This is a genomic window from Nesterenkonia suensis (genome assembly GCF_054782935.1).
This window is the reverse complement of record NZ_BAAGRN010000027.1, coordinates 191,908-213,381: the sequence shown is the minus strand read 5'-3', so window position 1 is coordinate 213,381 and position 21,474 is coordinate 191,908. Positions and strand designations below refer to the sequence as shown.

General features: G+C 66.3%; 17 protein-coding genes and 2 tRNA genes. 5 read left to right on the top strand and 14 right to left on the bottom strand.

What is annotated here, in order from left to right:
- From ACYVKI_RS15335 to ACYVKI_RS15270, 14 genes are all read right to left on the bottom strand, one after another.
- The coding region (locus tag ACYVKI_RS15335) for a hypothetical protein (RefSeq protein ID WP_460691229.1) at positions 1 to 2,028 on the bottom strand (2,028 nt) is incomplete at its 3' end.
- A 543-nt stretch (positions 2,029 to 2,571) separates the two neighbouring features.
- Positions 2,572 to 2,644 (bottom strand) — tRNA-Ala (locus tag ACYVKI_RS15330).
- A gap of 45 nt (positions 2,645 to 2,689) precedes the next feature.
- A complete protein-coding gene (locus ACYVKI_RS15325) occupies positions 2,690 to 2,803 on the bottom strand; it encodes a DLW-39 family protein (protein WP_460691228.1) in 114 nt (37 codons plus the stop codon).
- Positions 2,804 to 2,863: 60 nt separating this feature from the next.
- Positions 2,864 to 2,937: transfer RNA gene (locus tag ACYVKI_RS15320), tRNA-Ile, on the bottom strand.
- A 101-nt stretch (positions 2,938 to 3,038) separates the two neighbouring features.
- Complete coding sequence (locus tag ACYVKI_RS15315) at positions 3,039 to 3,701, bottom strand: DUF3566 domain-containing protein (protein ID WP_460691227.1); 663 nt, start codon at positions 3,699 to 3,701, stop codon at positions 3,039 to 3,041.
- Entirely contained in the window at positions 3,698 to 6,262 is a 2,565-nt protein-coding gene (gyrA, locus tag ACYVKI_RS15310; protein WP_460691239.1) for a DNA gyrase subunit A, read from the bottom strand. The genes ACYVKI_RS15315 and gyrA overlap by 4 nt, the downstream gene beginning before the upstream one ends.
- A gap of 101 nt (positions 6,263 to 6,363) precedes the next feature.
- Positions 6,364 to 8,556, bottom strand: coding sequence for a DNA topoisomerase (ATP-hydrolyzing) subunit B (gene gyrB / locus ACYVKI_RS15305; protein WP_460691226.1), 2,193 nt, complete (start codon positions 8,554 to 8,556; stop codon positions 6,364 to 6,366).
- A gap of 251 nt (positions 8,557 to 8,807) precedes the next feature.
- Positions 8,808 to 9,422, bottom strand: coding sequence for a DciA family protein (locus tag ACYVKI_RS15300; protein ID WP_460691225.1), 615 nt, complete (start codon positions 9,420 to 9,422; stop codon positions 8,808 to 8,810).
- Complete coding sequence (gene recF / locus ACYVKI_RS15295) at positions 9,419 to 10,648, bottom strand: DNA replication/repair protein RecF (RefSeq protein ID WP_460691224.1); 1,230 nt, start codon at positions 10,646 to 10,648, stop codon at positions 9,419 to 9,421. Before recF ends, ACYVKI_RS15300 begins: the two co-directional genes overlap by 4 nt.
- A 13-nt stretch (positions 10,649 to 10,661) precedes the next feature.
- On the bottom strand, positions 10,662 to 11,789 hold the full coding sequence (gene dnaN / locus ACYVKI_RS15290) for a DNA polymerase III subunit beta (protein ID WP_460691223.1): 1,128 nt from the start codon (positions 11,787 to 11,789) through the stop codon (positions 10,662 to 10,664).
- A 745-nt stretch (positions 11,790 to 12,534) separates the two neighbouring features.
- Positions 12,535 to 14,139 (bottom strand): chromosomal replication initiator protein DnaA, encoded by a 1,605-nt coding sequence (gene dnaA / locus ACYVKI_RS15285; protein WP_460691222.1) that lies wholly within the window; start codon positions 14,137 to 14,139, stop codon positions 12,535 to 12,537.
- 410 nt (positions 14,140 to 14,549) lie between these two features.
- Positions 14,550 to 16,205 (bottom strand): ABC transporter permease, encoded by a 1,656-nt coding sequence (locus tag ACYVKI_RS15280; protein WP_460691221.1) that lies wholly within the window; start codon positions 16,203 to 16,205, stop codon positions 14,550 to 14,552.
- Between the two features lie 6 nt (positions 16,206 to 16,211).
- A complete protein-coding gene (locus ACYVKI_RS15275) occupies positions 16,212 to 17,252 on the bottom strand; it encodes an ABC transporter ATP-binding protein (protein WP_460691220.1) in 1,041 nt (346 codons plus the stop codon).
- Entirely contained in the window at positions 17,245 to 18,066 is an 822-nt protein-coding gene (locus ACYVKI_RS15270; protein ID WP_460691219.1) for a TetR/AcrR family transcriptional regulator, read from the bottom strand. The genes ACYVKI_RS15275 and ACYVKI_RS15270 overlap by 8 nt, the downstream gene beginning before the upstream one ends.
- Before the next feature lie 477 nt (positions 18,067 to 18,543).
- On the opposite strand from ACYVKI_RS15270, the gene rpmH reads away from it, so the two are divergent.
- The 5 genes from rpmH to ACYVKI_RS15245 all read left to right on the top strand — a co-directional run bounded on the left by rpmH (position 18,544) and on the right by ACYVKI_RS15245 (position 21,465).
- On the top strand, positions 18,544 to 18,681 hold the full coding sequence (gene rpmH / locus ACYVKI_RS15265) for a 50S ribosomal protein L34 (RefSeq protein ID WP_460691218.1): 138 nt from the start codon (positions 18,544 to 18,546) through the stop codon (positions 18,679 to 18,681).
- 174 nt (positions 18,682 to 18,855) lie between these two features.
- A complete protein-coding gene (locus ACYVKI_RS15260) occupies positions 18,856 to 19,269 on the top strand; it encodes a ribonuclease P protein component (RefSeq protein WP_460691217.1) in 414 nt (137 codons plus the stop codon).
- A gap of 91 nt (positions 19,270 to 19,360) precedes the next feature.
- Positions 19,361 to 19,780 (top strand): membrane protein insertion efficiency factor YidD, encoded by a 420-nt coding sequence (yidD, locus tag ACYVKI_RS15255; protein ID WP_460691238.1) that lies wholly within the window; start codon positions 19,361 to 19,363, stop codon positions 19,778 to 19,780.
- A gap of 30 nt (positions 19,781 to 19,810) precedes the next feature.
- Entirely contained in the window at positions 19,811 to 20,776 is a 966-nt protein-coding gene (gene yidC, locus ACYVKI_RS15250; protein WP_460691216.1) for a membrane protein insertase YidC, read from the top strand.
- Positions 20,776 to 21,465: a Jag family protein gene (locus tag ACYVKI_RS15245; protein ID WP_460691215.1), complete on the top strand. Its 690-nt coding sequence runs from the start codon at positions 20,776 to 20,778 to the stop codon at positions 21,463 to 21,465. Before yidC ends, ACYVKI_RS15245 begins: the two co-directional genes overlap by 1 nt.
- The last annotated feature ends 9 nt before the right edge of the window (positions 21,466 to 21,474 follow it).

The window sequence follows — 21,474 nt, the reverse complement described above, 5'->3', positions numbered from 1 at the left end:
ATCACGAAGCTCAACAGTCGCAGTGCCCTCCGGGGTGTAACCCTCACCAGTCACCTGGGTCGAGTCACCAGCAGGAACCTCATCCGGGTCAACCGCCAGCTGCGGGTCAACCACCGGGTCCTCATCAGACTCAGTGATCACCAGCGTCTCGGAGATGTCCTCACCGGTGGTGTCGTCCGTGGCGACCACGGTGTAGTCGCCCGGCTCAGCATCAGCCGGAGTCGGCAGCTCAGTGGTGAAGTCACCGTTCTCGTCGGTCGACACCTGGATCGGGTCACCCACGTCGTTACCGTCCGGGTCGACCAGCTGCACCGTGGCGGTGGAGTCCGGAGTGAATCCGTCACCAGTCACCTGAGTGGAGTCACCGGCAGGAACCTCAGACGGGTCGACCAGCAGGCCGAGCTCCAGCTCATCCTCGAAGAGACCACAGGCATCGATACGAGCACCTGCGTTGCCGAAGTTCAGACGAGCGCCCTCACCTTCGAACAGCCCGATGCTCAGGGCGGAGACCTCCAGGGACTCCGTCAGCACGGAACCGTCAGGAGCCTCGCAGAACTCCTCCACCTGGTGGTTCAGCTGCACCGAGACCACAGTGGCCAGGGTCTCGATGAACGGCTCCAGGGCCTCACGGATCGGCACCGTGATGGCACCGGTCTTGATGTCCCGGATCAGCAGGTCGAAGAGCTCCTGACCGGCGTCACCCACCAAGAAGTCCCGCACCGGAATCAGCGCGGTCTCCACGGCTGGCTCGATGATGGTGTTGAAGGTGGTCGTCAGCGTCGTGCACAGTGCTGCACCACCGAAACCAGTGGACTCACAATTGAACGGCTCCAGCTCGTCACCCATGAGGTTGACGCTCCAGGTGCCGGTCGCCGTCCCAGTCGCCCCACCGTCGAGAGTCATCTCGAAGTCCAGCGTGATGCTGCCCAGTGCACCCTCGACCGCGCCGAGCGTGATGTTGGTGACCTCTTCCATCAGATCGTGGACGGTCTCCGCGATCATCGGGTAGAGCTCATCATCGATCAGCTCAGTATTGGGGTTCTGGTTGTTCATCCCAGTGGGCTGATCCGGACGCAGCTCCCCTGAGAGCAGCTGGTCCAGGTGCAGCTCCGCAGTGCCGGTGGAGAAGTCCACCGTGAGCACCTGGTTGTTCGTGGTGATCGGCTCCGCCAAGATGGCGGCGAAGATCTCTTCCTGCATCTCCGAGGTCACCGTGACGTCCAGCGAGGTGTCCCCCGGCAGTGCATCGATCAGGTCGGTCAGGTCGAGGAGGTCGTTGACGGTCTCCTCGGCCAGATCGTCCATCTCACCGATGGTGTCGTAGATCATCCCCGCGGCCTCTTCGATGGCCGGTGAGGCGAAGAGCACGCTGGCCTCGCCCACCCGGTACTGGCCCAGGCCGCCGACACCGTCCTGGTCGAGGAACTCACCGTCTTCGGCGATCACCTCGGCACCACCAAGACCGAACAGCAGAGTCGCCTCAGAGACGATGTCTTCCGTGATGCCATCAACACCTGCTGCGCTGAACAGCGAGAGCAGGTCCAGCTCAGCAGCACCGAAGCCGGCGTCATCACCGTCCAGGGTGACTGAGCCGTCCCCTCCGGCGATGCCGGAGATCGCCCGGGCGTCCACCGGGCCGGTCGTCTCAGACTCTGAAAGCAATACTCCAGCCTGACCGAAGTCGAGGATCTGATCCACCGGCACTTCGATGTTGCCGATCCCGATGAGCTCATTGCCCAACAGGTCGACGTTCAGTGCCTCGTTGTTCGGCCCCGGGTTCCCATCCCAGAAGGCTGTCGTACGCCCAGCGCCGGCCAGATCCAGGCCAGCCAGCGTGGAGTCGACGTTGCTCGCTTCAGCCTCGGCTGGCGCGTCAGGATGATTGTCGACAGCGGCGACTGCCGGTACTACGTAGGCGCCGACAGAGATCGTCGAGGCCGCGCCGATCGCGAGGGCGCGTTTGAGCGCCCTTTTCCAGGGGGGCCGCGATTTGCCCCCACTTGCATGATGCATGGATTCCCCTTGCATGCCTTCCTCTCCATTCAGGTGGTTGGCGAGAGACCGACTCTCCGGCGCGCAGGCCGGTCGGGTCCCTGTATCAGCCAATCCAAATGAGAGGGTCGTGTCAAGGCCTTCTTCAGGTTCTTTGAAGGACCGCCGTGGAGCTTTTCTTTCAGATCTGAAACGGCGGAGAAGGCCTCATCAGGAGTGGTTGCGCCGCCCAACGACCAGCGCCTACTATGGGGTCTGCATATGCCCGAGACGGAGCCCCTCCAGGATTCACCGGGGTTTCACAGGTCGACTCCCCTGGAAACACGGCCTTGACCGGCCTCTCCGTCACCTGCGGGAACGGCGCCCGCCGACAACCATGCATATGAAGCGGTTCTTTCATGACACATGGAGGACATCCCACGGCGTCCTTTGTGCCACCTGTGCCGAAGCTGTGAATTCTCTGGACTCTGCTGTGTGACACCAGGGTGAGCAGCCCCGCAGACGGGACCTCCCTGGACATCCAGCCGGACACACAGAAAGCCCCGGGCCGGAGATCCGACCCAGGGCTTTCCCTGACTGTGGAGCCTAGGAGATTCGAACTCCTGACATCCTGCTTGCAAAGCAGGCGCTCTACCAACTGAGCTAAGGCCCCGCGATCCTATGAACGTGTCACAGCTTCCTGGTCCTGTGGACGTGATCAGAGGGAGTCCGTCGCCCCGTGCCATACTCGGCGACCCTCTTCGCTCTGCTTCCAGCGTCGATATCCGAGGATGCCCACCACCAGCAGGGCAGTCACCGCTAGACGTCGCATGGAATGCTCCTCCCGATCGCCGAACGATCGTGGATTCCGTCTGTGCTCACAGACCAGGAGTGGGCGTACGAGGACTTGAACCTCGGACCTCATCGTTATCAGCGATGCGCTCTAACCGCCTGAGCTATACGCCCTGGAACGCCGTCACCGAGGGATTCAGCCCATCCGGGCCTCGCCTCCTCAGGACGACCACTCCACATTACATCAGCTGCAGAACTGCTTCCAAATCGAGGACTCAGTCATCGGTGAGAGTCACACCGACCCCGCCCACCAACGAGGCGGAGAGGTTGTAGAGCACCGCTCCGAGCATGGCCAGCACGGTCAGCAGCACCACGTTGATCACAGCGATGATGGTCGCGAAGGACGCGACCTGACCCAGCGTCACCATCTGCTCCACGGCGAAACCCTCGCCCTCTGTGCCCAGCACCTGAGCCAGCAGGTCATTGACCCGATCGAAGATGCCGGTCAGATCCATGACCGACCACAGCATCACCGCACACACCACCGTCATGATGCCCAGCGCCACGGAGAGCAGGAAGCTCATCTTCAGCACCGACCACGGATCCATCTTCGAGATCAGCAGACGCGCCTTGCGAACCTTCGCCTTCGGCGTCGGACGCACCAGACCCGGCTGACGAGCTCCCCCACGAGGAGCCTGCGGGCGCGCCGGGCGCCCCCCTGCGCCTGGGGCAGGACGCGGGGCCGCCTGGGGACGCCCCCGGCTTGCCGTCGGACGCGGTGCGGCACCGCCCGCGCCCGACGACGGCCGAGACGCGGTCACAGTGCTGCCGTCCTCGGCAGACCCGGAACCCTGGGCACGCGGACGGGGCGCCGGAAAACGGTTCGTCTGACGTGCCGAGGAGGAGCCTGTCTGGCTCTCAGGGGTGTTCGCGCTCACTGATGACCTCCATCGCTGTCAGAGTCCAACGCTACTCCATCGACCGCATCAGACCCCTGCACCGGCGCGACATCGCCCTCCGGTGTCGTCTCCTCGGAATCCTGGCCCTCCCCCGTGGCGGCCAGGGCCGCCCCCGAGCTCCGCGCCACCTTGATGATCCGGTCCTTCCCCCGCGGCTTGGCGAAGATCACACCCATAGTGTCGCGACCCTTGGACGGCACGCCCTCCACTGCGGAGCGCACCACGTTGCCCGACTGCATCACCACCAGGACCTCGTCATCGTCCTCCACGACCATCGCACCGACCAGGTCCCCGCGATCCTCGACCAGCTTGCCGACCTTGATGCCCAGACCACCACGGCCCTGCACCCGATACTCATCGACATGTGAACGCTTCGCGTAACCGGCCTCGGTGACCACGAAGACGTAGGAGTTCTCCGTGATGACATCTGCGGTGAGCAGCTCGTCGTCCTCGCGGAACTTCATGCCCGTCACTCCCGAGGTCGCCCGACCCATCGGGCGCAGCGCCTCATCGGTGGCGGTGAACCGCAGAGACTGCCCCCGCCGGGAGACCAGCATCAGATCATCCTCGGAGGAGACCAGCTTCGCCGAGACCAGCTCGTCGCCGTCGCGCAGGTTGATGGCGATGACGCCCGCCTGCCGGGGAGAGTCGTAATCGGTCAGCGGAGTCTTCTTCACCAGGCCGTTCCGTGTGGCCAGCACCAGATACGGCGCATCCTCGTAGCTGCGCAGCGGCAAGACTCCGGCGATGGTCTCATCCGGCTGGAAGGCCACGATGTTGGCCACGTGCTGGCCCTTGGAGTCACGGCCGGCCTCCATCAGGTCATAGCACTTGGTGCGATACACCCGCCCCAGGTTCGTGAAGAACAGGATCCAGTGATGCGTGGTGGTCACGAAGAAGTGCTCCACCACATCATCGGCACGCAGCTGCGCACCTCGGACGCCCTTGCCCCCACGGTGCTGGGCCCGGTAGTTGTCGATCCGGGTCCGTTTCACGTAACCGTCCCGGGTGATCGAGACGACCACATCCTCCTCGGGGATGAGATCCTCCATGGACATGTCCCCGTCGTAGCCGCGCACGATGTGGGTGCGCCGCTCGTCACCGTGCTTCTCCACGATCCCGTCGAGCTCATCGGAGATGATCTGACGCTGCCGCACCTCGTCGCTGAGAATCTCCTTGTACTCGGCGATGCGGCGCATCAGCTCGTCATACTCCTGCTGCAGCCGCTGACGCTCCAGAGCTGCCAGCTTGCGCAGCTGCATGTCCAGGATCGCCTGCGCCTGGTCATCGTCGATGTCCAGCAGGTCCTTCAGGTTCTGCCGCGCTGCCTCCACCGTGGAGGACTCGCGGATCGTGGAGATGACCCGGTCCAGGTCATCGAGGGCCTTGAGCAGACCCACCTTGATGTGCGCCTCCGCCTCGGCCTTCGCCAGACGGAACTGTGTGCGCCGGACGATGACGTCGATCTGGTGGGTCACCCAGTGGTGGACGAAGGCGTCCAGGCTCAGCGTGCGCGGAACCCCGTCGACCAGCGCCAGCATGTTCGCCGAGAAGTTCTCCTGCAGCTGGGTGTGCTTGTACAGGTTGTTCAGCACCACCTTGGCCACGGCGTCCCGCTTCAGCACCACCACCAGGCGCTGACCGGTGCGGCCGGAGGACTCATCCCGCAGATCCGCGATGCCGCCGACCTTGCCGTCCTTGACCAGATGCGCGATCTTGATCGCCAAGTTGTCCGGGTTGGCGTGGTACGGAAGCTCCGTGATCACCAAGCAGGTCCGGCCCTGCAGCTCCTCCACGCTGACCACCGCCCGCATGGTGATCGAGCCACGGCCGGTCCGATAGGCCTCCTCGATGCCGCGGGTGCCCAGGATCTGCGCCCCGGTGGGGAAGTCCGGTCCCTTGATCCGCTCCAGCAGCGCCTCCAGGAGCTCCTCCCGGGAGGCCTGCGGATTCTGCAGATACCATCGGACACCGGCGGCGACCTCCCGCAGGTTGTGCGGCGGGATATTGGTGGCCATGCCGACGGCGATGCCGGAGGAACCGTTGACCAGCAGGTTCGGGAAACGGGCCGGGAGCACCACCGGCTCCTGCTGCTTGCCGTCGTAGTTGTCCTGATAGTCGACGGTATTCTCGTTGATGTCCCGGACCATCTCCATGGCCAGCTGGGCCATCTTGGTCTCGGTGTACCGCGGGGCCGCCGGACCGTCATTGCCCGGGTTGCCGAAGTTCCCCTGGCCCGCGGCCAGCGGATAACGCATCACCCAATCCTGGATCAGACGCGCCAGCGCATCATAGATCGCCGAATCACCATGCGGGTGATAGTTGCCCATCACGTCGCCGACCACGCGCGCGCACTTGTTGAAGGACCGGTCCGGGCGGTAGCCGCCGTCGTACATCGCGTAGAGCACACGCCGGTGGACCGGCTTGAGCCCGTCACGGACGTCAGGCAGCGCGCGCCCCACGATGACAGCCATCGCGTAGTCCAGGTAGGACCGCTTCATCTCCGTCTGCAGGTCCACAGCCCGGACCCGGTCGGTCATCACGGTCCCCTCGACGCCCGCCTCAGGCTGCGGCTGGTCGGGGTTCTCGGTGTTCTCGCTCACGTGTGGTGCTCTCCCTTGGGAAGGTGACGATCAGGCGATCAGATGTCGAGGAAGCGGACATCCTTGGCGTTCTGCTGGATGAAGCCACGCCGAGACTCGACGTCCTCCCCCATCAGGATGGAGAAGATCTCATCCGCAGCGGCGGCATCATCCATGGACACCTGCAGCAGGGTCCGGTGATTCGGGTCCATGGTGGTGTCCCACAGCTCCCCATAGTCCATCTCCCCCAGACCCTTGTAGCGCTGGATGCCCAGGTCCTTGGGCAGCTTCCGACCAGCGGCCAGGCCCTCCTGCAGCGCCTGATCCCGCTCCGCGTCGGTGAAGACATAGTCATGGGGGGCGTTCGACCACTTCAGCCGGTACAGCGGCGGCTGGGCCAGATACACGTGGCCGTGCTCGATGAGCGGACGCATGTAGCGGAACAGCAGGGTCAGCATCAGCGTGGAGATGTGCTGGCCGTCGACGTCGGCATCAGCCATCAGCACGATCTTGTGATACCGCAGCTTCGAGATGTCGAAGTCCTCACCCACACCAGTGCCGAAGGCGGTGATCATCGACTGGATCTCCTGGTTGCCCAGGGCCTTGTCCAACCGGGCCCGCTCCACGTTGAGGATCTTGCCGCGCAGCGGAAGGATCGCCTGGGTCTCCGGGTTCCGGCCACGCTTGGCCGACCCTCCTGCCGAGTCCCCCTCCACCAGGTAGACCTCACACCGCGAGGGGTCCTTCGAGGAACAGTCCGCCAACTTGCCCGGCATGCCCAAGGTCTCCAACGGCGACTTCCGCCGGGCGTTCTCCCGGGCCTTGCGGGCCGCCATGCGCGCCTGGGCGGCCGACTGGGCCTTGCGGACGATGTCCCGGGCCGGACCGGGGTTGCGCTCCAACCAGTCGCCGAGATGTTCGGTGACCACCTTGTGCACGAAGGCACGGGCCTCAGTGTTGCCCAGCTTCGTCTTGGTCTGGCCCTCGAACTGCGGCTCCGAGAGCTTCACCGAGATCACCGCGGTCAGCCCCTCGCGAATGTCTTCACCGGTGAGGTTGTCGTCCTTCTCCCGCAGGATCTGCTTCTCGCGCGCGTAGCGGTTGACCAGACCGGTCATCGCCGCACGGAAGCCCTCCTCGTGGGTACCGCCCTCATGGGTGTTGATCGTGTTCGCATAGGTGTGGACCGACTCCGAGTAGGTCATCGTCCACTGCATCGCCAGCTCAGCGGTGATGCCGCGCTGGTCGTCGTCGGACTCGAAGGCGATGACGTCCTCATGGACGTCCTCCGCCTTCTTCGCGGAGTTCAGGTGGTTCACATAGTCCAGCAGTCCGTGGTCGTACTGGTAGACGACAACACGCCCGGCCCGAGTCTCCCTGACGACGTCGGTGGCCTCGCCCGGCTCCGACGAAGAGCCCTCCTCCTCTTCGGCCTCCGCGGCGGCGTGCTCTCCCTCGACGATCTCGTCAGAGACGATCCGGTTGGCCTCGATGCTGCGCTCATCGGCCAGCGTGATCCGCAGCCCCTTGTTCAGGAACGCCATCTGCTGGAAGCGGGCCCGCAGCGTCTCGAAGTCGAACTCGGTGCTCTCGAAGATGTCCGGGTCCGGGTAGAAGATCTGCGTGGTGCCGGTCTCCTCCGTCCCCTCCCCGCGGCTGAGCTCCTTGACCGTCTTGCCCCCGTCGGCGAAGGAGATCGACCACTGGTGGCCCTGGCGCCTCACGATGGTCTCCACCCGGGTGGAGAGCGCGTTCACCACAGAGATGCCCACCCCGTGCAGACCGCCGGAGACCGCATAGCCGCTGCCGCCGAACTTCCCTCCTGCGTGGAGGACCGTCATGACGACCTCGACCGTCGGGCGGCCTTCGGTCGGATGCATGTCCACCGGGATTCCACGGCCGTCGTCGCTGACACGCACGCCGCCGTCGTCCTGCAGGGTGATCTCGATGTGCGAGCAATGCCCGGCCAGAGCCTCGTCGACGGAGTTGTCCACCACCTCATAGACCAGGTGATGCAGGCCCCGCTCGCCAGTGGATCCGATGTACATCCCTGGGCGCTTGCGAACCGCCTCGAGCCCTTCCAGGACAGTGATGTCCGAGGCGCCGTAGTCCCCGGACTGTGCCGGGATCGCGGGTGAGACCGGCTGGTCAGGCTGCTCGGCGTCGGACGGGGGGATGTTCTCTTCCGAGGTCACGGGCTCTGCCGTCTCCTTTATCACCAGGGGCGCGGCCGCACGAGGCGACCGGGTCATGACATGGACTGACCCGAGAACCAGATGCGCTCGGGTCAGGCTCCCATTCTACCGCGTCATCGACTGAAATCCCGATTCCCCGGACGATACGGACACGCCGAAATCACTCCCTAAAGCCGTCGACGGCTGGTGGAGCGCCCTGGAGGACCCACAGATGAGGACCTGTTCCACCTGCGGGCTGTGGACGCGGCAGGATCGCATCTGAGACCCCGGCCGTCATCGCCCCGTCCTGGGCCCCCGATGTGGAGGACTCATCCGTAGGTGTCCCGGGGGCCCGGCCCACGCACCGACCACCGGCCCTTCTTCCAACTGGGCGCCTGCGGCCCACGGATGCGCAGCCCCGTCACGATCCCGCGGCCCAGCTCCCGGGTGAACATCTCCATCAGCTGCGGCTGCATGAGCTTCAGGTTCGTCGCCCAGGCCGTGGAGTCGCAGACGACGTCGACCACCCCGTTCTCGAAACGCTCCGGTCGGCAGTGCGCCGCCACCTGGGCGCCGACCAGCTGGTCCCAGCGCGCGATGACCGAGCCCACCGCCACCGGTGAGGACCAGCCACGGGTGTTGATCAGCCCGTCGACCACCGAACCCAGCAGGCTCGGATCGCGGCGGTCCCCTGCTCCGGCCCGCCGCGAGGTCTCTTGCGGGGCCCCCGCCTTGCGCGGATCACCGGCCAGGGAGGACCCCCGAGGCAGGCCCCGCATCCGGTGCTCACCGCGGGCCTCCGCCGCCCGCCTCATCCGAGCCAGGATCAGCGCGGCGGCGTCCTCCACCTCATGAGCCGGGACACCGTCAGGGCTGGGCTCCAGCTCCGGCGTCTCCTGGCCTCCAGCTCTGTGCTCCCCACCGCGTGGCCCACCACGGCTCATCGCGGCACTCCTCCCGGCGGATCTTCGGCCGCATCGAAGGCGCTGATCCGACTGAGCTGGTCGACTGACTCCACACGCAGAGCGTGCTGCAGCAGAGACTCGGGGACGTCGTCGTCGACCGCGGCGGTGACGATGAGCTGTTCCGCCTCGCCGGCCAGTTCGGCCAGGCGGCGACGCCGACGAGCATCCAGCTCGGCGAAGACATCGTCGAGGATGAGGATCGGCCGGGCACCGTCGGCGGGATCATCCTCGACCATGGTGCGGTAGGCGGCCAGACGCAGCGCCAGCGCGAAGGACCAGGTCTCCCCGTGGGAAGCGAACCCCTTGACCGGCACATCGTCAAGGTTGAAACCGATGTCATCACGATGCGGCCCGACCAGCGTCTGGGCCCGATCACGTTCCTCCCGGCGGGCATGCTCCAGTCCACGGAGCAGCATATCGGCCAGCTGACTCCGCTCGGCGTCCTCCAGCGCCGAACGGTCACCTGCAGGGTCGGCGTCCTCTCCCCAGGTCTGGCCGGCCCCATCCTGCAGCCCGGACTCATAGCGCAGGCGGGCCGTGCGCACGCTGCCCGAGAGCTGCCGATAGGCCTCGGCCACATGGGGACGCAGCGCAGCGAGGACCTCCAACCGCGCCTGCAGCAGCCGGGAGCCCGCCTCGGCGAGCTGCTGGTCCCAGACCGCGAGCGTCGACTCATGGGTAGGGGTGAGGCCCTCATGCCGGATGGACTTCAACAGAGCGTTGCGCTGCCGGAGCACCTTCTCATAGTCCAGCCGCACACGCCCCAACGCCGGGCGCAGCTGCACTGCCAGATCGTCGAAGAGCCGGCGCCGGACTCCAGGAGAGCCTTTGATCAGCTCCAGATCCTCCGGCGCGAAGAGCACTGTGCGCAGGATCCCCAGGACCTCCGTCGCCCGCACCGCGGCACCCCGATTGATCCGCACCCGGTTGCTGCGCCCCGGGGTGATCTCCAGCTCCAGCATCGCATCTTGGGAACCCCGATGCGCCTGGGCACGGATGATCGCCCGCGGCTGACCATGGCGCACGAGCGGAGCGTCATGGGTGACTCGGTGCGAGGACAGTGTGGAGAGGTAGCCCACAGCCTCAGCGATGTTGGTCTTGCCGACCCCGTTGAAACCCAGCAGCACGTTCGGGCCGGGCTGCAGAGTCAGCTCGACGTCGGCATAGCTGCGGAAATCGTTCAGGGTGAGGGTGGAGAGCCGCATCGCCGGAGGCAGGCTACTGGTTGATCAGCCGGACCGGCATCAACAGGTAGCGGAAGTCGGTGGAGTTCTCCCCGTCAGGGGTCTCCTGGCCGGTGATCATCGCCGGCTTCGGAGCCGAGACGAAGGAGAACCGCAGGTACTCCGTGTCGATGACGTTCAGGCCCTCGTTGAGGTAACTGGGGTTGAAGCCCACGGTGATGGGTTCGCCGGTGAGGTCCGCGGAGATCACCTCGGAGGCGGCTGCGGCGTCGTCGGCCCCGGCATCCAGGATGACCTGCCCCTCCTCGGTGAACTGCAGCCGCACGTGAGAGTTCCGCTCCGCGACCAACGAGACGCGCCGCGAGGCCTCGATCAGCTCCGCAGTGCGCACCACGGCGTGGATGGGGGTCTCCTCCGGGAAGAGCTGGCGGATCTTGGGGTAGTCTCCGTCGACCAGCACACTGGTGGACCGGCGTCCGCCCGAGCTGAAGCCGACCAGCTCGGCCTGCTCGCTGAGCGCGATGGAGAGTTCCCCGGAACCCGCCAGCGATTTGGCGACGTCGTTGAGGGTCTTCGCCTTGATCAGCGCTGAGGTCGAGATGTCGGGCTGGGCCGGCGCCCAGGTGATCTCACGCATGGCCAGGCGGTAGCGGTCCGTCGCCAGGAAGGTCATCGTGTCACCTTCGAACTCGACCTTCACTCCGGTGAGGATCGGCAAGGTGTCGTCCTTCGAAGCCGCGGTGATGACCTGTGAGACGGCACGGGCGAAGGCGGCGCCGTCGACCGTGCCGGCAAGCTCCGGAAGCCCGGGAAGCTGCGGGTACTCGTCGACCGGCATGGTGGCGAGGGTGAAACGTGAGGACCGACAGGTCACCACCGCTTTGGAATCGACCAGCTCGATGGTCACCGGAGCATCCGGCAGAGCCTTGACGATGTCGTTGAGGAGGCGACCGGAGACGAGCACAGTGCCCTGCTGCTCGACATCGGCCTCGATGTGCAGTTGCGCTGAGATCTCGTGATCGAAGCTGGCGATGGAGACCGTCTGGTCCTCGGCGGTGATCAGCAGACCCGAGAGGACCGGGGCCGGAGGCCGGGGGGAGAGGGAACGAGCCGTCCAGGAGACCGCCTCGGTGAGGACGTCACGCTCCGCAGTGAACTTCACTGATCTCCGCCTTTCGGTGCTTCCGGTGCTCACCAGCCGTGAAGGACCCGTCCTGTCAGACCGATGGAGTGCCTGAGGAGCGGATGTCAAGCATCACGGCTGCTGTGTCGAAAGTCGAGCTTACCTGCTGGTCCGCTCTTGATGCCACCGGGGTGACCACGATATATGCCCACGATGGTGAAGATCAGAACCACATCTTGTAGCAGGGCGTGTCTCAGGGCTGTCTGCGACAGCCACCGTCATGTGCATGTCGTGTGCTGGTCGTGGGTGGGTCGGATGCGGGTCACCTCGGGAGGTCAGGCTCGGCCCTGTAGATGTTCTCTTTTTCTCAGTAGGGGAGTGGAGCAGTGTTAACAACAGGTGTGGATTCTGTGGATAACCCGATGCATCGGCGGATGCGCCAGGATCATGCTGTGCACTCCGTGGTGAAGTTCCGCCGCTTGCGCTGTGGGCGTCCGGTGGAGTTCCACGAGGGGGTCCATCCCGTTCTCCGCAGGCCAGGGCGGATCGTCCCCAGGATCTGGGCAGTTCTTCACCGGTCTCTCCACCTGGTTTTCCACAGGTGTGAGAACGGCCGTGGAGAAACTCCACCGGTGCCTGTGGATATGTGGGAAAAACTGTGGAATACGGGGACGAGCGAGGAGCCGGATCCCGCTGATCCAGGGAAACTACATCCGTGTGAGCTGTGCATGAACTCGTCGTCCACAACCGTGGACCACGGACTTGACACCGGTCCCGCTCAGGATCAGCGCTGCTGCTTGATCTTGTTGGTCAGCTCCGTGACCTGGTTGAACACCGCACGACGCTCGGCCATCAGCTCCCGGATCTTGCGCTCGGCATAGATCACAGTGGTGTGATCCCGGCCGCCGAGCGCCTGGCCGATCTTCGGCAGAGACATCTCGGTCAGCTCCCGCAGCAGGTACATCGCGATCTGCCGCGCCGTCACCAGCGTGCGATTGCGCGACTTCGACATCAGGTCTTCCACTGTGAAGCTGTAGTACTCCGCGGTGGCATCGATGATCTGCTCGGCGGTGATCTCCTGGACGTGATCATCGGAGATCAGATCCCGCATCACCTGCTCGGCCAGCGGAAGGTCCACCGGCTGCTTGTTCAGGGAGGCATAGGCGGTGACCCGGATCAGCGCCCCCTCCAGCTCACGGATGTTGGTGGAGATCTTCGAGGCGATGTACTCCAGGACGTCGTCCGGGCAGGAGAAGTTCTCCGCGGTGGCCTTCTTGCGAAGGATCGCGATACGGGTCTCCAGATCCGGGGGCTGAATGTCGGTGATCAGTCCCCACTCGAACCGGGAGCGCAGACGCTCCTCGAACCCTGAGAGCTGCTTGGGCGGCAGGTCCGAGGTGATCACGACCTGCTTGTTGTTGTTGTAGAGCGTGTTGAAGGTGTGGAAGAACTCCTCGACGGTGCGCTCTTTGTCCGCGAGGAACTGGATGTCATCGAGCAGCAGCACATCGACGTTGCGGTACAGGTGTTTGAAGCTGGCACCCTCGTCGTCACGGATGGAGTTGATGAAATCGTTGGTGAACTCCTCCGAGTTGACATAGCGGACCCGGATCCCGCTGTAGAGCCGCTGGGCGTAGTGGCCGATCGCATGCAGCAGGTGGGTCTTGCCCAGACCGGAGTCCCCATAGATGAACAGCGGGTTGTACGCCTTGGCCGGGGCCTCGGCCACGGCGTTGGCCGCCGCGTGGGCGAAACGGTTGGAGGAGCCGATGACGAAGGTGTCGAAGGTGTAGCGCGGATTCAGCCGCGAGGTCTCGAAGATCTCGCTGGACTGCAGTCCCGAGGTGGCCGGAGGGATCGTGCCGTTGTCAGCCAGCCCCGACGGCGGCACAGGCACCTCGGCCGGTGCGCGGGGAGGCCGGGCCGGGCTGTGACCAGGCAGGTCCTGTCCGGCATGGACCCGCGGGCCGCCATGGGCCTGGCTCGGACCCGGGTAGACGTCGTCGACGGCGGTGGAGGAGGCTGAGGACGCCGAGGTGGCCGACGGAGCGGCGGGTTCGCCACGGTCCTCGGCGGCAGGAGCTTCGGTGGACTCGGCCTTCTGCCGAGCGGCGAGATGAGGGTCGATCACATAAGCACAGAGGATGTCCCGACCGAAGACGCTCCGCAGTGCCTCGGAGAGCTGCTGCTGCAAAGTGGACTGCATCAGCTCGCGCACGCGTTCATGCGGCACAGCCAACAGAAGGGTGTCTCCGATGAGCTGGTCGCCCTGGGGCACGGCCCGGCCGACGTCGGTCAGCTTCAGCCCGGTGATGCCATGGTTCTCGCGGAGTTCCGTGAGCACCTGCTGCCACTTGACCGGCACGTTGACTTCCGAGTCGGCAGACACGCTGCTCCTCCCTGCGACGATGATCAGTTGACGACGGGAGAGCATCTCCGACGCCCGCCCTGTGCCCTCGACTGTATCGCGCACACCTGTGGATTTCCGCGTCCACCATGTGAAGAAGCTGTGCAGTCGATGTGCACTCTGCCTGGGCGGAGCGTGTCAGCATCGCGGCCGGGCAGTGGGGCGAGTCTACTGCCTGCGCAGCCGCCACGTCAGGCCGGGATCCGGGTCACATCCCCTGCCATGACAGGGGAAGCGGGGCGTTATCACGGATCTGCCGCCCGAGCTGGAGCCGGGGCCTGGCGCCCGGTGAGGAGGGCTCTCCCCCGGGCTGCGGACGCGGTCGCCGCCCACTGTGGAGCCCTGAGTCCCCAGCCTGTGGACAGTGTTGTGGAAATGTGGACGATCCGCAGTCAGCGCGGATCGACCTCCCGGCCTCGCCAGCCCACCAGGCCCACTCCGATTCCGGCGGCGCCGACGCCGAGGAGCCACAGCAGCGGTGTCAGCGCCACCGCCTCCACCGGAACCTGTGCCAGATGACCGAACAGGTTCAGCGCCAGGACAGGCTCCGGCAGCTCGAGCAGCGGGCCGAAGTTCGTCGCGATGCCGGCGAAGGCGATCATCACCCAGCCGAGGGCCCCGGCGATCCTCGGCACCCAGCCGAAGAGGGCCACCACCAGTCCCACCACAGCGAACACCGCAGGGAACTGATGCAGACCGGCCAGCAGCAGATCGCCGGTGAGAGAGGCATCGCCGAGCGCCGCCGCCGCCCCCACAGCGGTGCCGAGTCCGATCAGCAGCAGCATCACCACCAGGCCGATCAGCAGCACGACCAGATGCGCCGCCAGCCAGCGGACGCGGCTCAGCGGCAGCGAGAGGACGAGCTCCGCGCGGCCGTGGACCTCCTCACCGCGGAGGACCTGCATCCCGCTCACCCCCGCGGCGGCCACGAAGATCGCCAGGAACAAGGACATGTACGCCAGGTAGCCCAGCATCAGGTCATCGCCGCTCATGAGCATCGCGACCTCCTCAGGCAGCCCCTCGGCGGCGTCGACCATCGACTCCGCGTAGCCGCCGAACATCATCGCGGCCAGCACCAGGGCCACTGCCCAGCCACGCAGCACCCCGCGCAGCACCCGCAGGGCCAGTCCCGTCGCCGTTCCCAGGGACGGCCGCGCGGTGGCCCGGCCCAGCCGCGGAGGCAGCAGGCTCGCGCCGACGTCGCGGCGTGCACTCAGCCACAAGCCCAGCGTGATGAGCGCGGCCGCCGAGCACAGGGGCAGCAGCAACGGCCACCATCGATCCTCGACATAGGGTGCGGTCTGCTGGGACCAGGCCAGCGGGGAGAACCAGGACAGCGCGCTGCCGCCCTGCTGAACCATGTCCCCACCCAGACGGATCAGATAGGCCAGCCCCAGCACTGCACCGGCCATCGCGGAGGCGCCGCGGGAGGACCGCGTGATCTGCGCCGAGACCGTCGCAGCCCCCAGGAAGAACAGGCCGACGGCGAATCCGCCCGCGGCCACCAGGGCGGACCCGACGGCGTCGTAGCCGGCGAGCGGCCCGGAGGCCGTCCAGACCAGCACCGCCACCACCGCGTTGGCCGCAGCGGTGAGCAGCAGTGCGGCGGTCAAGGTGGCGTGCCGGCCCACCGCCGTGGCTCGGATCAGCTCGACCCGGCCGGCCTGCTCCTCCGCTCGGGTGTGCCGCACCAGCAGGAAGATGCTCATCAGCGCGATGAGCAGGTAGACGAAGAGCACGTACCCGGCGGAATAGAACCGTGCGAAGGAGGGCGCGTCCATGCCGAAGGCGGGTCCGGTCATCATCCGGCCGACCGGATCGCCGAAGAGCGTGGCCATCTGCGCGAGTTCGGTGACGTCGTCGGCGATCATCTGGATGGCGGTCGCGAAGTACAGGGCCAACACCCCGATGCCGAGCACCCAGATGCTCAGCCGGAGCCGATCACGGCGGAGCATGAACCGGATCAGGGCACCGGTGCGAGCCCACGGGGAGGTCTTCGCCGGGACCGGGGCGGCAGTGGAGGTGGCCGGGGAGCGCGTGTCAGCCATCGGTGCTCACGCTCTCGGGGCGCTGTCGGTCGGGGCGTTGTCGGTCGGGGCGCTGTCGGTCGGGGCGTTGTCGGTCGGGGCGCTGTCGGTCGGGGCGTTGTCGGTCGGGGCGCTGTCGGCCGTCCCCGGGTGGGCGAGGTCGTCACCGTCGTCACCGTCGTCACCGTAGTGGCGTATCAGCAGCTGCTCGAGAGTCGGAGGATGGGCCACCAGCGACCGGACCCCTAAGGGGGCCAGCCGGTGGACGAGATCCTCGACGTATTCGCCGTCGACCTCGAAGACGACCCGGGCGCCGTCGGTGCGGAGATCGTGGACACCTGGGATCTCAGCGAGCTCGTCAGCCGGGCGCGCAGTCTCAGCCTCGATGGTCGTCCGGGTCATGTGGCGCAGCTGAGACAGGCTGCCGGATTCGACGATCCGTCCGGCCCGGATGATCGAGATCCTGTCCGACAGCGCCTCCACCTGCGCCAGGATGTGGCTGGAGAGCAGTACCGAGCGCCCGTTCTGCGTCGCGTCGGTGATGGTCTCCTGAAAGACCATCTCCATGAGCGGGTCGAGCCCGGAGGTGGGCTCATCGAGCAGCAGCAGGTCGACATCGGAGGCCAGCGCGGAGATCAGGGCCACCTTCTGCCGGTTGCCCTTCGAGTAGGTGCGGGCCTTCTTTCGCGGATCCAGCGCGAAACGGTCGATGAGCTCGTCACGACGCCGCGTGGAGTACGGGCCGCGCAGGCGCAGGACCATGTCGATGACCTCGCCCCCGGTCAGGGTGGGCCACAGCTCGACATCGCCTGGGACATAGGCCAGGCGGCGATGGAGCTGCACGGCGTCCCGCCAAGGATCCCGTCCGAACATCTCCACCGTGCCGGAGTCGGCCCGAAGCAGGCCCAGCAGCACGCGCATGGTGGTGGACTTGCCCGCGCCGTTGGGGCCGAGGAATCCATGGACCTCCCCCGGGGCGATGGTCAGGTCGAGTTCGTCGAGGGCCGGTACGGTGCCGAAACGCTTGACCAGTTTCTCGGTGCGGATGACGGGGTGGTCCTCACGCATCACGCATGCTCCTCTCGCCGGGTCCCGCAGGTGGCGGGTGGTGCGTGGTTCCCCGGCCGGTGGGGTCGGGTTCGTGGTGGCGGAGCTGCTGGGCGAGCTCTCCGTACACCTGCTCGTCGAGGAGCGGGCGGGTGTAGAGCTCCAGGACTGTCGACATGTACGGGGCGAGCTCCTCGGGTGGGTCGTCCACCGGAGAGACGCCCAGCAGACGCTTCATCTGCTGATGGAGCATCAGCGCGCCGAAGGACTGCAGAAGGAGCACGATCGCCCTGTTGCGGGGATTCTCACTGGAGTTCATCAGGCCGACGCGCTCGGCCTCGGCGGTGTACTCCAGGAAGTCCTCCAGCAGCCGGTCCATGAGCGCGTCGATCTCCTCACCGCCGGCGAGCAGGGCCTGCAAGAGGTACCGGATGAGCGGGCCTGAGGCATGGAGGGCCTCCATGACGTGGTGTCGGGGCAGAGCCGGCTGTGTGGCGGTGTGTGCAGGGGTGTCCGTGGCGGGGTGAGATGCGGCGATCGACTCGCTCTTGAGCTGATGGACCAGATCGGCGACACGGATGTCGCAGGCTGTGCGCAGACCAGCCTTGGAGCCGAAGTGGTGGATCACCAGAGGGGCCGAGACTCCGGCCCGATCCGCGATGGCCTTCAGACTCGTGCCGGTGAAGCCCTGTGCGCCGAACAGTTCGATGGCCGCCTCCACGATGCGGTCAGCCCCGGAGGGACCCAGCTTCGGAGGACCCGTCGGGTCCGCCGGGACGCTTGCCGGGGTGCCTGCCGGGGTGTCGTCTGGTGAGCTTCGTGCGGGACGGGCCATCGGGGTCTCCTGATCAGTGCGCGCTCTGCCCGGTGCTGCTGAACGGCCGTTCAGCCAGAGAGGACCAGGCTAACTTAACGTTCATTCAGCCACCAGGGGTGCGGGCCGCAGAGCCGTGGGAGGCGTCATGGAATCTCGGATCCCGACCCTGGTGCCCTGTCACGGCGGTGGGCCGGGTGTGGAGGACGTTGAGTTCTGCACAGGTTTATTCACAGCAGTGGATAAGTCGTGTAGGGTACGCGCGCCAGGCGGGGACAGGGGGAGACCCTGACGTCGGAGGAGGACCCTGACTTGACGACGCGCCGAGTCGACGTCTAGTGTTGACAGGTCGCTCTCCAAGCGCATGCCCTCTGGCGTGCCCAGCGGGGCGAAAGACCGACTCAGCGCAGCGGACGATGCCATCGCCACGCTGCCGACGGAGCCGACCAGACGGTTCGGACTCCACGCCGACTTCGAACCATCCAGTGGGAGTACACAGTGAGCAAGCGGACTTTCCAGCCGAGCAACCGCCGTCGCAGCCGCAAGCACGGCTTCCGTTCTCGTATGCGCACCCGCGCCGGCCGTTCCATCATTTCGGCCCGTCGCAGCCGGGGCCGCAAGGCGCTCTCGGCCTGAACCACGCCAGCTGAGCCGCGCAGCGGCTCCCGGCGGTGCCTGGAGGCAGGCACTGCCGCACCTACGGCCCGTCCCGCTTGAGGGTACGGGCCGTTCGTGCATCTGCGGGCCCGTCACATTTCGGGCCACACCTGATCGCCAGCACCACCTGACCGACCGGAGGACCACGCGCACATGCTTCCCCGCCGGCATCGTGTCAACGCGGCGAGGGACTTCCGTGCCATCACGCGCAGTGGTGCGCGGGCCGGAGGCTCAGCAGTGGTGCTCTCCGCGAAGCTCGTGCCGATCGACCCCGCCGCTGACCCGGATCCCGCGACCTGGCGCAGCGGATTCATCGTCTCCAAGGCGGTGGGCAACGCCGTCGTGCGCCACCGGACCCAGCGCAGACTGCGCCACATCCTCTGGAGCCTCATGTGCGAGGAGCCCCTGAGCCTTCCGGAGGGGACACGCGTCGACGTCGTCGTCCGGGCCTTTCCGGCTGCCGCCGAGACTGCCCATGACGAGCTCGCCGCCGAGGTGCGGTCCACTCTGCGCCGCGCGGTGCGGAAGGCGCGCCGCCGTCGTGAGGAGCCCTCCGATGGGCGCTGACCAGCGGCGTCAGTGGGTGAGGCACGCCGACTACTACGTCCCTGCTGGCGAGACGCCCGGGGTGCCGAGCCGGCAGCCCGACGCCGAGGAGCTGCGTCGCCAGCACTGGGGGCCCCTGCGCGGGTTCGCCGCGCTCCTGCTGGCCACACTGCTGAAGGCCTACCGGAAAGTGATCTCCCCGCTCTACGGGCAGGTCTGCAGCTACTACCCCAGCTGCTCGGCCTACGGCCTGGAAGCGGTGACCGTCCATGGGGCGCTGCGCGGATCCCTGCTCACCGGCTGGCGGATCCTGCGGTGCAACCCCTTCACCGGAGGCGGAGTGGACCATGTGCCGGTGGGGCGACGGATTTGGCCCGAAGGGTCAGCACCGTCGATCATAGAGACAAACCATCCGCCGATACCCCTGGACCACGACTGCGCCCATGACGACGACGGGCGCCCACCGAACGATGCGGAGGCGCCCGCAACGCTCGGCGGCAGTGCGCGTCCGGCAGACACCGAGCAGCGCTGACCACGCTCGGCACGACGACTTGAGAGACATATGGGCTTCTTCGACACACTGATGACGCCGTTCACCTGGGCGGTCTCCTTCATCCTGAGCATGTTCCACACGGGGCTCACCTTCCTCGGGCTCGATCCTGAGTCCGGTGCGAACTGGACCCTCTCGATCATCCTGCTGGTGATCGTCATCCGTGTGATCCTGATCCCACTGTTCGTGCGGCAGATCAAGTCCCAGCGGGGGATGCAGATCATCCAGCCGGAGGTGCAGAAGCTCCAGGCCAAGTACAAGGGCAAGAAGGACCCCGTCTCTCGCCAGGCGATGGCCCAGGAGCAGCAAGCGCTGTTCAAGAAGCACAAGGTCAACCCCTTCATGACCTGCCTGCCGCTTCTGGCGCAGATGCCGATCTTCTTCGCGCTGTTCTGGATGCTGAACCGCATGCGGCAGGAGCAGTATCAGCAGGAGGGATACGGGGCGCTCAGCGCCAGCGAGGTGCAGAGCTTCGACGGCTCGGAGATCCTCGGCGTCGGGATGTCCGACATCTTCCTGCCCTCCTTCCAGGCCGAGCCCACGCAGTGGAACGTCGTCATCATGACCTCGATCATGATCGTGGCGATGGTGCTCACCCAGTTCTTCACCCAGAAGCAGCTGATGAGCAAGAACATGTCTGAAGCAGCGCTGCAGGGACAGTTCGCCCAGACGCAGAAGATGATGCTCTACATGCTGCCGCTGGTCTTCGTCATCGGCGGTGTGAACTTCCCCGTCGGTGTGCTGATCTACTGGACCGCCACGAACTTCTGGACGATGGGCCAGCAGTGGTGGGTCATCCGCAACAACCCGACGCCCGGCTCGCTGGCGGAGAAGGAGCTCAATCTCCGCCGCGCCGCGAAGGGTCTGCCCCCCGTCAATGAGAAGCCCGAGCCCACGAAGGAGGAGAAGCCCAAGCCGACCGGCAAGCACCGTGGTCAGCAGGCACAGCCCTCCAAGAAGAAGAGGAAGAAGAAGTGATGAGCCAGACCCAGACTGAGCACCCCATGGAGTCCGAGGACGTGCCCAACGAGCAGGCGCAGGTGGACGCGCAGGAGGCGGCCCAGGAGACAGAGGCGGCCCCTGCCTCGGAGCAGGTCGTCAGCGGGCCGGAGCAGGGCCAGGACGGCGTCGCCTCCAGCCAGGAGGACGACGGCGACAGCGACGGCGGGGACGGAGGCGACGGTGACGGCGAGGAGGCCCCCGCGGTGGACACCGATGAGGGCGACATCGCGGCGGACTACCTCGAGGAGCTGCTCGACATCGTCGACCTCGACGGCGACATCGACATCGAGATCCGCGGTGACCGGACCTTCATCTCCGTCGTCGCCGAGGAGGGTGGCGACGAGCTGAACGACCTGGTGGGCCCGAAGGGCGAAGTCCTCGATGCGCTGCAGGAGCTCTGCCGACTCGCCGTGCTGACCGCCACCGGTGACCGTACCCGCCTGGTGCTCGACATCGCCGGGCACCGCGACCGTCGACAGACCGAGCTCAAGGAGCAGGCCGATGACGCCGTCGCCCAGGTGCGCGAGCACGGCGAGGACGTCCACCTGGAGCCGATGGGGGCCTACGAGCGCAAGATCGTTCACGACTTCGTGGCCGAGGCCGGCCTCGTCAGCGAATCTGAGGGTGAGGGTAAGCGTCGACACGTGGTGGTCTCGGCCTCCTGAGCGCAGCAG

Bases quoted from the DNA above. Each gene is read 5' to 3' on its own strand.
- ACYVKI_RS15325 (WP_460691228.1), bottom strand. From the start codon at position 2,803: ATGCGACGTCTAGCGGTGACTGCCCTGCTGGTGGTGGGCATCCTCGGA.
- gyrA (WP_460691239.1), bottom strand. From the start codon at position 6,262: ATGACCGACCGGGTCCGGGCTGTGGACCTGCAGACGGAGATGAAGCGG.
- gyrB (WP_460691226.1), bottom strand. From the start codon at position 8,556: ATGACCCGGTCGCCTCGTGCGGCCGCGCCCCTGGTGATAAAGGAGACG.
- ACYVKI_RS15300 (WP_460691225.1), bottom strand. From the start codon at position 9,422: ATGAGCCGTGGTGGGCCACGCGGTGGGGAGCACAGAGCTGGAGGCCAG.
- recF (WP_460691224.1), bottom strand. From the start codon at position 10,648: ATGCGGCTCTCCACCCTCACCCTGAACGATTTCCGCAGCTATGCCGAC.
- ACYVKI_RS15280 (WP_460691221.1), bottom strand. From the start codon at position 16,205: ATGGCTGACACGCGCTCCCCGGCCACCTCCACTGCCGCCCCGGTCCCG.
- ACYVKI_RS15275 (WP_460691220.1), bottom strand. From the start codon at position 17,252: ATGCGTGAGGACCACCCCGTCATCCGCACCGAGAAACTGGTCAAGCGT.
- ACYVKI_RS15270 (WP_460691219.1), bottom strand. From the start codon at position 18,066: ATGGCCCGTCCCGCACGAAGCTCACCAGACGACACCCCGGCAGGCACC.
- ACYVKI_RS15260 (WP_460691217.1), top strand. From the start codon at position 18,856: ATGCTTCCCCGCCGGCATCGTGTCAACGCGGCGAGGGACTTCCGTGCC.
- yidC (WP_460691216.1), top strand. From the start codon at position 19,811: ATGGGCTTCTTCGACACACTGATGACGCCGTTCACCTGGGCGGTCTCC.
- ACYVKI_RS15245 (WP_460691215.1), top strand. From the start codon at position 20,776: ATGAGCCAGACCCAGACTGAGCACCCCATGGAGTCCGAGGACGTGCCC.